At 63.6% G+C, this 13965-nt stretch carries 14 protein-coding genes; 12 read left to right on the forward strand and 2 right to left on the reverse strand.

Annotated elements, in window-relative coordinates; translation table 11 throughout:
- Positions 1 to 94: 94 nt before the first annotated feature.
- The 3 genes from AArc1_RS10250 to purM all read left to right on the forward strand — a co-directional run bounded on the left by AArc1_RS10250 (position 95) and on the right by purM (position 3555).
- On the forward strand, positions 95 to 1867 hold the full coding sequence (locus tag AArc1_RS10250; protein ID WP_117364281.1) for a TraB/GumN family protein: 1773 nt from the start codon (positions 95 to 97) through the stop codon (positions 1865 to 1867).
- On the forward strand, positions 1864 to 2493 hold the full coding sequence (locus AArc1_RS10255; RefSeq protein WP_117364282.1) for a zinc metalloprotease: 630 nt from the start codon (positions 1864 to 1866) through the stop codon (positions 2491 to 2493). Before AArc1_RS10250 ends, AArc1_RS10255 begins: the two co-directional genes overlap by 4 nt.
- Positions 2494 to 2562: 69 nt before the next feature.
- Complete coding sequence (gene purM, locus AArc1_RS10260) at positions 2563 to 3555, forward strand: phosphoribosylformylglycinamidine cyclo-ligase (RefSeq protein WP_117364283.1); 993 nt, start codon at positions 2563 to 2565, stop codon at positions 3553 to 3555.
- 128 nt (positions 3556 to 3683) lie between these two features.
- Here the strand turns inward: purM and AArc1_RS10265 are convergent, their stop codons facing one another.
- On the reverse strand, positions 3684 to 4223 hold the full coding sequence (locus tag AArc1_RS10265; protein ID WP_117364284.1) for a macro domain-containing protein: 540 nt from the start codon (positions 4221 to 4223) through the stop codon (positions 3684 to 3686).
- Positions 4224 to 4362: 139 nt separating this feature from the next.
- Between AArc1_RS10265 and AArc1_RS19045 the strand changes: the two genes are divergently transcribed.
- Complete coding sequence (locus tag AArc1_RS19045) at positions 4363 to 4530, forward strand: DUF7331 family protein (RefSeq protein ID WP_186336587.1); 168 nt, start codon at positions 4363 to 4365, stop codon at positions 4528 to 4530.
- Positions 4531 to 4622: 92 nt separating this feature from the next.
- A complete protein-coding gene (locus AArc1_RS10270) occupies positions 4623 to 5015 on the forward strand; it encodes a hypothetical protein (protein ID WP_117364285.1) in 393 nt (130 codons plus the stop codon).
- Between the two features lie 85 nt (positions 5016 to 5100).
- On the opposite strand, the gene dpsA is transcribed toward AArc1_RS10270, so the two are convergent.
- Entirely contained in the window at positions 5101 to 5646 is a 546-nt protein-coding gene (gene dpsA, locus AArc1_RS10275; protein ID WP_117364286.1) for a DNA starvation/stationary phase protection protein DpsA, read from the reverse strand.
- Between the two features lie 195 nt (positions 5647 to 5841).
- Here dpsA and AArc1_RS10280 point away from each other — a divergent pair, with 195 nt between their 5' ends.
- From AArc1_RS10280 to AArc1_RS10325, 7 genes are all read left to right on the forward strand, one after another.
- Positions 5842 to 7311 (forward strand): aldehyde dehydrogenase family protein, encoded by a 1470-nt coding sequence (locus tag AArc1_RS10280; protein ID WP_117364287.1) that lies wholly within the window; start codon positions 5842 to 5844, stop codon positions 7309 to 7311.
- Positions 7312 to 8331: 1020 nt separating this feature from the next.
- Positions 8332 to 8754, forward strand: a complete 423-nt coding sequence (locus AArc1_RS10290) for a hypothetical protein (RefSeq protein WP_117364289.1) — start codon at positions 8332 to 8334, stop codon at positions 8752 to 8754.
- A 34-nt stretch (positions 8755 to 8788) separates the two neighbouring features.
- Positions 8789 to 9265, forward strand: a complete 477-nt coding sequence (locus tag AArc1_RS10295) for a YbaK/EbsC family protein (RefSeq protein ID WP_117364290.1) — start codon at positions 8789 to 8791, stop codon at positions 9263 to 9265.
- A gap of 150 nt (positions 9266 to 9415) precedes the next feature.
- A complete protein-coding gene (locus AArc1_RS18715) occupies positions 9416 to 10414 on the forward strand; it encodes a hypothetical protein (RefSeq protein ID WP_154670606.1) in 999 nt (332 codons plus the stop codon).
- A gap of 201 nt (positions 10415 to 10615) precedes the next feature.
- Positions 10616 to 12001, forward strand: coding sequence for a metal ABC transporter substrate-binding protein (locus AArc1_RS10315; protein WP_117364293.1), 1386 nt, complete (start codon positions 10616 to 10618; stop codon positions 11999 to 12001).
- Between the two features lie 96 nt (positions 12002 to 12097).
- Positions 12098 to 12841 carry a metal ABC transporter ATP-binding protein gene (locus tag AArc1_RS10320; RefSeq protein WP_117364294.1) on the forward strand — a complete coding sequence of 248 codons (744 nt, stop codon included), beginning with the start codon at positions 12098 to 12100 and terminating at the stop codon, positions 12839 to 12841.
- On the forward strand, positions 12838 to 13950 hold the full coding sequence (locus AArc1_RS10325; protein ID WP_117364295.1) for a metal ABC transporter permease: 1113 nt from the start codon (positions 12838 to 12840) through the stop codon (positions 13948 to 13950). The genes AArc1_RS10320 and AArc1_RS10325 overlap by 4 nt, the downstream gene beginning before the upstream one ends.
- Positions 13951 to 13965: the final 15 nt, after the last annotated feature.

Genomic DNA, 13965 nt, shown 5'->3' on the forward strand with positions numbered 1-13965 from the left:
ACCTCGATGCTCGAGCGAAACTCCGGCCGGCGTTCGTGAGAGAGTCACTCTCGAGTTCGATACTGGTAAAAGTCGTGGCCGAGTTGAACCGCTAATGAGCGATGCAGGCGACGCCGACGTGCCGGAACCTCCGAGCCCACCGACCGACGAGCGGGGCTCGGTACAGGTCCTTGGGACGGCACACGTCTCGCAGGCCAGCGTCGACGAGGTACACGAGACCGTCGACCGTGAGCAGCCAGACGTCGTCGCGGTCGAACTCGACGAGGGACGGTTCCGCCAGATGCAAGGTGGGACGCCCGACGACATCGAGGCGAAAGATCTCCTCTCCGGAAACACCGTCTTCCAGTTTCTCGCCTACTGGATGCTCTCGTACGTCCAGTCGCGTCTGGGCGAGCGATTCGACATCGAACCCGGCGCGGACATGCGCGCTGCGATCGACGCCGCCGAACGAAATGGCAGCGGCGTCGCGTTAGTCGACCGCGACATTCAGGTCACGATCCAGCGATTCTGGCGGCGGTTATCGATCGTCGAGAAACTCAAGATGGTCGGTGGCCTCGCCCTCGGCGTCACCGATCCGCGGACGATCGGCCTCGGCGTCGGCGCGGCGCTTGGTATCTTCGTTGGACTTCTCTTTAGCGTGATTCTCTCCCCGCTGCTCGGGTTCGGCGAACTCACGGTCCTCGGCGTGAGCGACCCAGACACGTTCCAGCTCGTCGGTGCCGTCGGCCTCGGTGCGCTCGCCGGCGTCCTCGTTGGGGTCCTCTTTTTGCCATCCTTCGAGTCGGCCGAGCAGTACACTGGCGGGCTTGCGTCCGGGTTCTCCGTACGACTTCTCGCCGGTGCCGGAATCGGTATCGCCGCCTGTCTGGCTCTCGTGGCGACAGAGACGTTCGTCGGTCCGTTCTCCGCGGCCCGGTTCGAGAGCGCCGGCGTCTACTCCATCCGCGCCGGCGTCGGTGGCCTGGCCGGACTCGGCATCGGTGTCGTCCTCGGTGCCGCGCTTGGACTCGTCCTCGAGCAACTCGGCGGCGACGTCGAGGAGATCGACGAGATCGACATCGAGGAGATGACCGACGGCGACGTCGTCGCAGCCATGATGGAGGAGTTTCGCCAGTTCAGTCCCCGCGGGGCGAACGCGCTGATCGACGAACGCGACGCCTACATCGCACATAACCTCCACCAGCTTCGTCAGCAAGGCTACGACGTACTGGCCGTCGTCGGTGCGGGCCACAAAGCCGGTATCGAACGCTACCTCGAGGACCCTGCTTCCCTCCCCTCGATGGAGTCGATTTCGACGACGGCAACGAGTCGGCGGTTCTCGCCGCTGAAGCTCTTCGGGTATCTGGTCATGCTCGGCTTCTTCGGCTTTTTCTTCCTGTTGTTGATGGCGGGCGTCCAGAACACCTTCCTCCTGCAGCTGTTTCTGGCGTGGTTCCTGTTCAACGGGATCTTCGCGTTTACGCTCGCGAGACTGGCCGGGGCCCGCTGGACGAGCGCCGGTGTCGGCGGCCTCGTGGCGTGGCTCACGAGCATCAACCCGATGCTCGCGCCGGGCTGGTTTACGGGCTACTTCGAACTTCGCCACCGGCCGGTCAACGTCGGCGACATCGGACGGCTCAACGACATCGTCGGCGACACCGAACGGCCGATCGACGAGGCGCTCGGCGAGATGTTCGACGTGCCGTTGTTCCGGCTCATCATGATCGTCGCGCTGACGAATATCGGCAGCCTAATCGCGACGGTGCTGTTTCCGCTCGTCGTTCTGCCGTGGCTCGCCCCCGAGATCGGCGGCGTCGACGCCCTCATGGGCGAACTCATCGCGGGCGCCGAAAACAGCCTCGAGCTCATTCGGGAGGTGTTGTCGTGAGCGTCCGAACCCGCCAATCCGATCCGGACCTCTCCTTTAGCGACAAGGAGCTGTTCGACCTCGCGGTCGCCTGGATCGTCCTGAGCGTCGCGTTCGCGCTGTTGCTCGCGCCGATCCACCGGGCCGACGTCGGCGTGGGCTGGTTCGTGACGATGATCGGGCTGAGTTTCGTCACCGTCGGCGTCGCCTTCCTCTTACACGAACTCGCCCACAAGGTCGTCGCGATCGAGTACGGCCAGCTCGCCGAGTTCCGCGCCGACTACCAGATGCTCTTTCTTGCCGTGATGAGCGCTCTCATCGGCTTTCTCTTCGCCGCGCCGGGAGCCGTCTACCACCGCGGCCGGATTACGGTTCGCCAGAACGGCCACATCGCCCTCGCGGGCCCGGTCACGAACCTCCTCCTCGCGACACTGTTCTTTCCGCTGATGGTCTTTCCCGGCCTCCTCGGATTAATCGGGCACATGGGGGTCCTGATCAACCTCTTTCTCGCTGCGTTCAACATGATCCCCTTCGGGCCGCTCGACGGGAAGACGGTCCTCGAGTGGAGCAAACCCGCCTTCGTCGGCGTTTTCGGGCTGAGCATCGTCCTGCTGGTCGGCTTTTTCCTCCTCTTTGGTTTCTGGTAACGCCCCAACCAGCAGGGCCCGTCGTTCGGGACCGGTGATCTTTTGCTCGCCCCACGCACTCTCTCGCACATGACCGACCACGCTGACGACGGGAACGACGACCGGCTCACCTACGCCGAGACGGGCGTCGACATCGAGGCCAGCGAGGACGCCACGGCGGCGTTGCTCGAGGCCTTCGGGAGCGACCTGACGACCGAGTACGCCGGCTTACTCGACATCGGCGACCGCTATCTCGCGCTGGCGACCGACGGCGTCGGCACGAAGCTGATGGTCGCCGAAGCCATCTCGAACTTCTCGACGATCGGTATCGACTGCATCGCGATGAACGTCAACGACCTCGTCGCCGCGGGCGTCGAACCGGTCGCGTTCGTCGACTACCTCGCGATCGACGACCCCGACGAGCAACTCACCAACGAGATCGGCGAGGGTCTCGCCGTGGGACTCGAGGAATCCGGCATGACCCTGTTGGGCGGCGAGACGGCCGTCATGCCCGACGTGATCGACGGCTTCGACCTCGCGGGTACCTGTGCGGGCCTCGCCGCGAAAGACGAGATCCTCGAAGGCGAGGCCAAAGTCGGTGACGTCCTCGTCGGGTTTGCCTCGAACGGCATCCACTCGAACGGGCTCACGCTCGCCCGCGAGGCCGTCACCCGCGACCACGAGTACACCGACCCGTTCCCGGGCGACGAATCGCGGACGATCGGCGAGGAACTCCTGCGGCCGACGCGGATCTACACGGACCTGCTCGAGCCGATGCGCGAACACGGCGTCCGGGCGGCGGCCCACGTCACGGGTGGCGGCTGGACGAACCTCCTGCGGATGGGCGACCGCGAGTACGTGATCGACAACCCCCTGCCGGCCCAGCCGATCTTCGAGTTCGTCCAGGAGGAGGGCAACGTAACCGACGAGGAGATGCACCGGACGTTCAACATGGGAACCGGCTTCGTCGTTGCGCTGCCCGAAGATCGCGCTGGCGACCTCGTCGACGCGACTGACGGACAGCTCATCGGGCGCGTCGAGGAGGGCGCGTCGGTCGAGATCCGCGGGCTCTCGCTGGCCTAGTGGATTGGAACGGACCGCCACACTCGGGGCTGTGGGGCTGTCACTCGAGGTCGGGTTGACGGGGTAGGGCCTCGAGCGAAAATCCTGGCCGTGGGACGTCGGTGACGCGAGCGACGTTGCAGGGACGGCTACTGGTCGGCCTCGTGTTCGTTCGTCTGCTCTGAGTCAGTCCCCCTGTCGGTCGCGGTGTGAATCGCACCGTACTCCTCGTCGCTGTAGGCGATGAGTCGGACGTCCTCGAGCGTCTCGGGCTCGTAGGACTCGATCACCTCGCCGATGATTGCGGCTCCCTCGTCCGTGTCGAAGCCGGCGACGCCACAGCCGAGTGCGGGAACGACGATCGACTCACAACCGAGTTCGTCGGCCGTCTCGAGGGTGTTTCGCGTTGCGTCGCGGATGCTCGATTCGGTCGCCTGGCCGTCGCCGTAGTGGGGCATCGCTGCGGCGTGGATGACGTACTCGGCATCGAGATCGTAGGCGTCGGTGACGGCCACGGCGCCGAGGTCGATGGGGCCGGTCTCGACGGCGTCGTCGTTCAGCGCCTCGCCGCCACGGCGACGGAGCGCGCCCGCGACGCCGGACCCCATCTCGAGACTCGTTCCAGCAGCGTTGACGAGTGCATCGGCGGACTGGTCGGCGATGTCGCCCTGGATCACGTCGAACTGCATAGGCGGTGGTACGCGGTCGAGTCATTTCAACGTACAGCACGGTCGTCCGGGCTCCGCTTCTGAGCGGTTGGGGCCCCCTCTTCCAGAAAGTTAGGTGGACCAAAAGCCTTTTAGATTTAGGCGCACCTAACATCTGGCGATGGACGTGCCCGCCCGACGGCAAGACGCTAGCGATCCCGAAGCCGTCGCTGAACCCACAGCGATCGTCACCAGCCACGAACCGCGACCCGGCAAAGTCGTCTTTACCGAACGAGACAATAACGACGGCTGGATCGCGACCGATCTGACCGTCGACCTCGAGCCCTAATCTCACCGCAGCTCCCCGCTGACGCGTTCGGTCCCGATACTCGATGAGCCGATACCGACACGCTATTTTCCGGCTCGAGTGATTCGACGGCTATGGATCGGTTTCGAGTCGCGCTGTTGTACGGGACGCTGGCCGCCGCCGGATTCGTCGTCGTCACCGGTGTCGTGACCGGCTTACTCCCGACGCCACTGTTCGAGCGGATGGTCCCGCGGACGGCACTCGACTACACGTTCTTCGCGGTTACGGCTGTTCTCGTGGGTGTGTACGTGACCCAGCGATCGATGCAGCCGGACTGCGACGGTGACGCGTGTGCCTACGGCGGTGCAGCAGGTGGCTTTCTCGCGGTCGCCTGTCCACACTGTAACGCCATTCTGGTTGCCCTGTTCAGTTCGTCCTGGCTGGCCACGTACGTCGACCCGGTTCGTCCGCTGGTCGGACTGCTCGCAGTCGGATTGCTCGCGGGCGTCATCTACCGGCGTCGATAGAATCGGTTTGGTCGCGGACGAACGCACCGCTCCCAGCTGCTGGTGAACTGTCGGTGCGATAAAAACGGGCGACGTCGGTGAGCCGTTACTTCGTCGCTTCCTCGAGCACCAGCGTATCGTCCTCGAGGTAGTGTTCGAAGTGGTGGCCGTCTTCTTCGAGCTGGACGAGGATCTCACGGAGGATCTGAGACGTCGCGTGGTCGCCTAAGTTCTCGGCGAGTTCGATGCTGTCGCGCATCGACTCGATGATGTCGCCGTACATCTCGAGATCGTTCTGGAACATCGTCCGAACGTCGTAGACGTCCTCACCTTCGAACTCGACGGTGGCACGCCGCTCTAAGCTCGCCGGGCCCGAGACGGGGACACCGCCGAGTGCCTGGGCACGCTCGGCGATGTGGTCGGCACCTTCCTCGACGTGTTCGTAGGCTTCCTCGAGGAACTCGTGCAGCGGGAGGAACTCAGCACCCTCGACGACCCAGTGGTGCTTTTTGAGCTGGTGATACAGCACGTATGCGTTTGCCAGCTCCGTGTTCAACGCGTCGACGATCTGCTCGGCCTTTTCGCGCTCGAGCCGGAGTTCGTTCTCCTCGACGACGTCTGCGGACTGACGGACGGTCTTCTGGGTGCTCATCGTACGACGATGCTACACCCGCGAGATGCTTAAACCCTTTCCATGAGGAAAAATCCTTTCATGGATTGAAAAATAATATTTGTTTTATCGGACTCTATCGACGCCTTGGACGCTTTGGGGTCAGCGAACCACTCCTAGATTCTATTTCTTCAGGTGTGAGTAAACATTTTCAGTATGGAGGTTCTACGGTTGCGTATGGCAACGAGAGTCGCACAGCGGCGAGAGCGGATTTACGTCGGTGGAGAGTGGCGCGAGACCGGCGGAGTGATCGAGGTTTCGGACCTCGCAGACGGCGGGACCTTCGCCGGGGTCGCGGCCGCACGGCCAACCGACGCTCGAGAGGCACTGGACGCCGCCCATGCGGTCAAGCCTGCCCTTCGACAAACGACCGTCGTCGAACGTGCAGAGTGGTGTGAGTCGATCGCGTCGGGGCTGCGTGAGCGCGAGGAAGAACTCGCGGAAATCATCGTCCGCGAGGCGGGCAAACCGATTTCGTCGGCCCGTGGTGAAGTCGACCAGGCGGCCGAACGGTTCGACCGCGCCGCCGAGGAGGCGCGCAACATCGTCAGCAAGGGCGAGTTCCGTGAGGGATCGACCGCGGGCCACGAGGGGTGGCAGGCGATCGTCAAACACGAGCCGATCGGCGCGGTGCTCTGTATCACGCCGTACAACTACCCGCTGGCGACGACGGCATTACAGGTCGCGCCTGCACTCGCCGCGGGCAACAGCGTCCTGTTAAAACCCGCGAGCAAGACGCCGCTCTCCGCCGCGATTCTCGCTGACGTGATCAGCGAGGTCGACGGCATCCCCGACGGCGGGTTCAACTTCGTCCCCGGAAACGCAAGCGAGATCGGTGACGTACTCGCGGGAGACGACCGCGTCAACGCCATCGCCATGACGGGATCGTCCGGGGCCGGTAACCACGTCGCTCGAGAGAGCGGCATGGTCAATCTCCACATGGAACTGGGCGGAAACGCACCGGCGATCGTCTTCGACGACGCCGATCTCACCGACGTTGCGGGCAACTGCGCCAAGGGCTCGTTCAAGTACGCCGGCCAGCGCTGCTCGGCGGTCTCCCGCGTGCTCGCCCACGAATCGGTCCACGACGACCTCGTCGGCCTGATCGAAGGGCAGATGGATGCCTGGCAGCCGGGTGACCTCTTCGACGAGGACACCACCGTCGGTCCGCTCATCAGCGAAGCCCAGGCCGACTGGGTCGAGACGCTGGTCGAAGACGCCATAGAGAAGGGAGCCGACCTCGTTCGCGGTGGCCAACGACGCGCACCCGACGGCGTCCCTGACGAACTGGGCGACCAGTTCTTCGAGCCGACACTGCTCGCGAACGTCCCCCACGATGCCCGCATCGTCGACGAAGAGCAGTTCGGTCCCATCGCCGCGATCACCACTTTCGAGGACGAAGACGAGGCGATCGAGCTCGCAAACGGCTCCGATCTGGCGCTCGACGCTGCCGTCTTCACGAACGACTACAAGCGCGCGATGCGGGTCGCAGAACTCGTCGACGCCGGTGCCGTCCGAATCAATGGCGCGCCAAGCCACGGACTCGGGGACGTCCCCTTCGGCGGGAACAAGGATTCGGGAATCGGCCGGGAGGGCCTCGACGCCTCGATCCACGAGATGATGCGCAAAAAGAGCATCGTGCTCTGATCACGGCGCGTCTCGACCCCTTCTCTCGTCTCTCTTCGACGACGATCTCTCGTCTCCCCGGCGGACGACGGCCTCACGTTCTCATCTTCTGATACCCGACCGAAAACACCGGCCCCATCGCGAGTCGATTACAGGCGGAGCAGCGCAATGCCACGGCCTGAAGGCCGTGGATACGCGCGTAAGCTTGATTGGGCTGTATCCCGTAAACGGCAGTACCGGAGTTCCCACGTTGAGAAACGCCGTCTTCGACGGCACTACGGCTTCGCCGTGACTTCTCACGTGGTAACAAATCCGATCGAACCAGTCCACGACGTAACACTAAGCGGAACCCAGTTCCGCGAGGGCAGCGGAATCTTCGATTCCGCCAGACTTCGGGTGACGCGAATCGTGGTACCGTGCGGGCTGAATATCCCGCCGTGGAGCGACGAGCGGTATTCGTCGCGTCGAAACGCCGACCGAGTCGGACGGAAGGCCCGTTTGGCCGGGCTATACGCGCTGTAACGCACGTCCTTGGTCACAACTGGACGGCGACCGTCGACGTGGGACGCGAAAGCGTACTTCGCCACCGAGGAAACGCGCAACCTTGAACTCCGCTTCGCGGATTCCCGCGTCTTCAGGCGCGGGAGGAGGTCAAGCTACAGCGCTACACCTATAGTAGCCACTGCACGTCAGTGCGCACCCGATCGCCAGCTGGATCCGCGATCAGTGTGGGACTCGTTGCAGTTGTTACATACCTCGAGCGCGAGTGCGACCTGTTGCGAAATGCCGTCCGAGCCCAGCGGCCTCGGCGTTACCGACTCGAGGATCGAGTCGACGACCTCGAGGCGACGACGCAGGACCTCGAAGCGGAGAACGAACGACTGCGCCGGGCGCTCGAGTCGAGACGGTCTTCGCGGTCGCCACGCCCCATCCGTCGTACGTACAGGTCGACCGGACTCGAATCGGTGTCTTCTCTTCCGTCGGGACTGACAGCTACAAAGAGCCGAGAACTTGTAGTAGGTCGCGCTCTCATTCTCGCTCGTGTCGTATCCGATTCGAGACGTTCGTCGGCGAATTCACGACGAGTACGCCGACGTCGTCGCGGAGATCGATCGCTGTGCGGACGCGGTCGCTGACGCCCGAGCGTCGACCGAGCCGAACGATCGCGAGCCGCCGCGAGAGGGGTTGCAGGCGGCGCTCGAGGCGACCGGCGTTATCGAAACGCTCCCGGCAGTGCTGGCCGCGGCCGTCGACGCTGCCGGGTTCAAACTGCGCGCTCAGCCAGTTCCGGCGCCGCCGTACGTCGTCGTGACGAGCCGCGGACCGATGTTGCGGGCGACGATCGACCCCGGCCGACTCGTCGTCCGGTTCGACGGCTTCGAGGTCGAGAGAGACGGCACATCCGGGAGCGGACCCACTTACCGTCGACTCGACGGTGTCCGGGTAACCATCTCGCTCGAGTGAACGTTTTTGCAACCACGTGCGAAATGAGAGAGCGATGCATCCACGCGCTGAAACTTTCTCGGAGCGAGCACGCGACGTGTACGAGTTCGACCCACCGGTCGAGGAGTTCCCCAAAGGAACGAAAACCGCCGAGGACGCTGCGGCGGCGGTTGGCTGTGACGTTGCCCAGATCGCCAGTTCACTCGTCTTCGACCTCGAGGGCGCGCTGGTCGTCTCGGTGACGAGTGGGGCGAACCGCGTCGACGAGAGTGCACTCGCCGAGTCGTTCGACGCCGACCCCGACGACGTCACGATGGCGGACCCCGACCGGATCCGCGACGAACTGGGGTGGTCGATCGGCGGGGTCCCGCCGTTCTGTCACGACAAGCCGGTGCCGGTCGTCGTCGACGAGACACTCCTCGAGTTCGAGACCGTCTGGGCAGCAGCGGGGACGCCCACGGCGGTCTTCCCGATCGACCCGGATCGACTCCTCGAGTACGCGGACGCGACGGCGGCTTCGGTCGCGGAATAGGTTCGTCGGGGATTACAACGAGTGTGGAGGATAGTAAGAGGCCAGTAACCGGTCGTAAAGAATGCTAACTAGGCAAAAACTATTGCTTCCTGTTAATAGAATCGTCAACTTCATTAGCAACTGGTTGGAAGGGTGTGATGGTGATTACACGTGAGTGACGAACGCCGATACGCATCCCGACGGAAGCTGCTCGCTGCGACCGGTTCGCTGACCGCACTCGGACTCGCCGGCTGTCTCGGTGACGAAGAGGGCGACGAGCCAGAGCCTGCCGACGACGGCGATGATGACCACGACGATGATGATCATGACCATGACGACGATCACGACCACGACGACGGGGTCGCCGACGAGTACTTCGACGAGCTTGGCGTTGCCGACGAAGGATTCGTGATCCTCGACCGGGCCCACGATCCCCACGAAGAGGTCGCGTACGTCCACGGCGACCACTGGCACGGCGACCTGCCGTCGATTCCCGTCGACGACAACGTTTCGATCGGTGCCGAGATCGAACTCGAGGATGGCGACGAACTCGAACTCGGCGACGAGTACGAACTCCGCGTCGCCGTGGCCCCGGACGAACCCGAGGGTGTCGTCGGCATCGACGAGGACGACTACCACGGCGACCACGTTCACATCCACGGCGAACAGGAGGGTGTGACCGAGGTCGTGTTCATGATCTGGCACGACGACCACGCTGACTACCAGAGTCCGCCGATCACGGCACAGGTCGTCGAGGAAGACGACGATCACGACCACGACCACGACGACGAGTACGTCAGTGAGTTCCAGCTCTTAGACCGGGCCCACGACCCACACGAGGAGATCTCCTACGTCCACGGCGATCACTGGCACGGCGAGGACGACTTCCCGACGATCCCCGTTGGCGATAACGTCTCGATCGGAGCCGAACTCGAGGACGCAGATGGTGACGAGATCGTCCTCGGCCCCGAGTACGAACTCGGCGTCGAACTCGCGGACGGTGCCGAAGAAGGTGTCGTCGAGATCGACGAGGACGAAGACTACCACGGCGACCACGTTCACATCCACGGCGAGTCCGCCGGGGAGACCGAGGTCGTCTTCACGCTCATCCACGACGACCACGTCGACTACGAGACGCCGGCGCTCACCGTCACCGTTGGCGACGACTGAAACGCACGCCAGCGGTTACTTCCGGCGTGACCACACCGCCCGCCGCTCCGTCGCGACATAGCCCACACGGAGTGGGGTTGTGCACTCACTCGAGCCACCATACCGCTCGAGTTGCTAACGCCGTCGACGCATCCACTTCCTATTATTAATTGAGTCAGCATAGATAATAACGCTTTTAGCCTCCCCGACGTATCCTTGTGTATGAATCAGACACGCCGCTCCGTGCTGAAAGCCGGTGCCGGGGCTCTCGCGTTTGGGGGACTCGCCGGTTGTCTCAGCGAACCGGAGGGAGAAGCAGGCGACCGAACCGGTTATGCCGCTTTCTTCGCCCTCTGGGACTGGGCCGAACACGTTGCCGGCGACGAGTTCTCCTTCGAGAACCCGGTGACGACCGGCGAGATGGGTCACGGTTGGGAACCCGACGGCGACCTCGCCGCGGATATCGCGACGACGGACGCGTTCATCTATCTCGACACCCCGGAGTTCTCGTGGGCCCAGGATATCGCCGCCCAGCTCGAGACCGACTACGACGACGTCGCCGTGATCGATGGGATGGACGGCCTCGGGAGCCACCTCCTGCCGATCGACCGCGAGGTCGCCGCCGAACCCGATTATGACTACGAGTTCGATCCGGACAGCCTGGAGATCGGTGAGTTCGACGTGCTCGATGGCCGGACGGGCGAGGTGACTGCCTACTGGCACGTCGATCACTGGCACGAGAGTATTCCCGACGTTCCAGTCGGCGAGTCGGTCCCCATCGAGGGGGTCTTCGCGGACCCCGAGGGTCGGGTCCTCCCGCTCGGCGATGACGAGCAGTTCCAGTTCGACGCCAGACTGGCCGAAGGCGCTCCGGAGGGCGTCGTCGAGATCGAGTCCCACGGCGACCACGTCGAACTGCACGGGCTCGAGGCGAACCGGACGCTGCTCGTCTTCGAACTCGTCCACGACGGTGAGGTGGTCTGGGACACCGCCGACGAGGGGATGGCGACGGACGTGGTCGAAGAACTCGACGACGAGGAAGCAGACGAGTTCGTCGACCCCCACGTCTGGGTCGATCCCGTCCTCGCACAGCAGGTCGTCGATAACATCGCAACGGGGCTTGGCGAGGTCGATCCCGACAACGCCGAGCTGTACGAGGAAAACGCCGCGGCGTATACCGAGCGACTCGAGGCGGTCGACCGACAGTTCGAGGAACTGGTCGAGAACGCCTCGAGAGACGTCGCGATTTTCGCCGGTCACGACTCCTATCAGTACGTCGAACAGCGCTATGGCTTCGAGTTGTACACGCCCGTCGGTATCTCACCCGACGCGGCCGAGTCGTTCGAGGACATCTCGGGGATGGTCGACCTCGTCGAGGAATACGACATCGACACGGTCCTGTACGATCCGTTCGAGTCTCCTGACCCGGACGAACAGCTGCCGAGTATGGTCGAACTCCTCATCGAAGACAGCCAGGTGACAGACGCCGAGCCGCTCAGTCCCGCCGAGGGGACGACCCACGAGTGGGACGAACAGGACTGGGGCTGGGTCGAGCAGATGGAAGAAGTGAACCTTCGCTCGCTCAGGAAGGCACTCGATGTGTCGTAACCGTGACTCGAGGTGCCGACGCATCCACCGTCCGTGGCCCTCGGCGCGAGATGGAAGAATTAAACCCCCTCGGAGTAGAGAACTGGTGAGAATACAGTGAGTTCGGTCGTCACCGTCGAAGACGTTTCGTTCGCCTACGGCGAGAAAGCCGCGATAGAAGACATTTCGCTGTCGATCGACGCAGGTGACTTCGTCGGCCTGATCGGCCCGAACGGGTCGGGCAAGACGACGCTGCTTCATCTGATGCTCGGGCTCAAACGGCCCGACTCCGGCTCGATCACGTTGTTCGGCGAGCCGATCGACGAGTTCGACGACGGCGAACGGATCGGCTACGTCTCTCAGCACTCGACCGACCGGGGCAGTACGATGCCGGTTACCGTCCGCGAAGTCGTCACGATGGGCCGGTTCGCCCACGTCGGTCGCTCACCACTCGGCACCGACGACCACGAGATCGTCGACGAGGCGCTCGAAACAGTCGAAATCACTGATCTGGCGGACAGACGGGTCAACCAGCTCTCGGGCGGTCAGCGCCAGCGGACGTTCATCGCGCGGGCGCTCGCCTCCGAGGCCGACCTGCTGGCACTCGACGAGCCGACCGTCGGCGTCGACGCGGAGTCTCGAGAGCACTTCTACGGAATGCTCGACGACCTCAACCGACAGGGGATCACGATCATCCTCATCGAACACGACATCGACATCCTCACGAAACACGTCAACAAGGTCGCCTGTATCAACAGGGAACTGTACCACCACGGAGATACCATCTCGTTCCTCGAGAGCGAGGCGCTGTCGAAGGCGTACGGGGCCGCCCACGGCGTCATCGAACACGATCACCCATGAGTCTGGATACGAAGAACGTCGACGGAGCCGGCGGGCCGGTGGCAAATCTCACGGCGTGGCTGGGATGGTTCAGGCCCCAGCACCGCCGGGAGTGGGTCGAACTCGGCGGGATCGTGCTGACCGCCCTTCTCGGTGTCGCGATGATCGGCTACATCCTCCTCGACTGGCTGCGCTTTGCGCCCGAATGGGCCGTGATTGGCCCGTACGCCGATCTGTTGTTCAGTCAGTTCATCGTCGCGGGAATGTGGATGGATCACTACCTCGGGACGAACGTCTTCAGCCACCCGTTCATGTGGCGGGCGATCGCCACCGGCGTGTTGATCGGGATCGTCGCGCCGCTGGTGGGAACCTACCTCGTCCATCGGCAGATGGCACTCATCGGAGAAACGCTTGCCCACACCGCCTTCGCAGGCGTCGCCGTCGGCCTCCTGTTCATCGCGTTGACCGGTTGGACTGGCTCGCTGTTGTTCGTCGCGTTGATCGTGAGCGCCCTCGGCGCGATCGGGCTCCAGTGGCTCACCGATCGAACCAACACGTACGGGGACGTTCCAATCGCGATCGTCTTGAGCGGGAGTTTCGCCGTTGGCACGTTGCTCATCAGCTGGGGCCGCGATTTCACCTCGCTCGCGATCGATATCGAGGGCTTTCTCTTCGGCAGTCTGGCCATCGTCACCGCCGAAGGGGCGCGACTGGTCGCTGCGCTCAGCGTCGTCGTCGTCATTCTCGTGGCGCTCAATTACAAACAGCTCCTGTTTATCACGTTCGACGAGCAGGCCGCTCGCGTCGCCCGTCTCGACGTCGACCGGTACAACACCCTGTTGATCGTCATGACCGCCGTCGTCGTCGTCGGTGCGATGCAGATCCTCGGCGTGATTCTCGTCGCGGCGATGCTCGTCGTCCCGGTCGCGACGGCGTCACAGGTCGCCGAAAGCTTTCGTGAAACGTTGTTTCTCTCGATTCTGTTCGGACAGCTGTCGGTCCTCGGTGGACTGGCGTTTGCGATCAGTGCAAGTCTTCCCCCTGGTGGCTCGATCGTGGTCGTTGCGATTAGTTTTTACTTGCTTTCGATCGTTGCATCCGGCCGATCGACAGCCATCTCGATGCACTGACCCCGGAGACCTCCA

The organism is Natrarchaeobaculum sulfurireducens (assembly GCF_003430825.1).
In the GTDB taxonomy this organism is placed as follows: domain Archaea; phylum Halobacteriota; class Halobacteria; order Halobacteriales; family Natrialbaceae; genus Natrarchaeobaculum; species Natrarchaeobaculum sulfurireducens.

Excerpts from the sequence above, each read along its gene's own strand:
- AArc1_RS10325 (WP_117364295.1), top strand. The coding sequence starts at position 12,838 with ATGAGTCTGGATACGAAGAACGTCGACGGAGCCGGCGGGCCGGTGGCA.
- AArc1_RS10270 (WP_117364285.1), top strand. The coding sequence starts at position 4,623 with ATGGATCGGTTTCGAGTCGCGCTGTTGTACGGGACGCTGGCCGCCGCC.
- AArc1_RS10280 (WP_117364287.1), top strand. The coding sequence starts at position 5,842 with ATGGCAACGAGAGTCGCACAGCGGCGAGAGCGGATTTACGTCGGTGGA.
- AArc1_RS10295 (WP_117364290.1), top strand. The coding sequence starts at position 8,789 with ATGCATCCACGCGCTGAAACTTTCTCGGAGCGAGCACGCGACGTGTAC.
- AArc1_RS10250 (WP_117364281.1), top strand. The coding sequence starts at position 95 with ATGAGCGATGCAGGCGACGCCGACGTGCCGGAACCTCCGAGCCCACCG.
- AArc1_RS10265 (WP_117364284.1), bottom strand. The coding sequence starts at position 4,223 with ATGCAGTTCGACGTGATCCAGGGCGACATCGCCGACCAGTCCGCCGAT.
- dpsA (WP_117364286.1), bottom strand. The coding sequence starts at position 5,646 with ATGAGCACCCAGAAGACCGTCCGTCAGTCCGCAGACGTCGTCGAGGAG.
- AArc1_RS19045 (WP_186336587.1), top strand. The coding sequence starts at position 4,363 with ATGGACGTGCCCGCCCGACGGCAAGACGCTAGCGATCCCGAAGCCGTC.
- AArc1_RS10315 (WP_117364293.1), top strand. The coding sequence starts at position 10,616 with ATGAATCAGACACGCCGCTCCGTGCTGAAAGCCGGTGCCGGGGCTCTC.
- purM (WP_117364283.1), top strand. The coding sequence starts at position 2,563 with ATGACCGACCACGCTGACGACGGGAACGACGACCGGCTCACCTACGCC.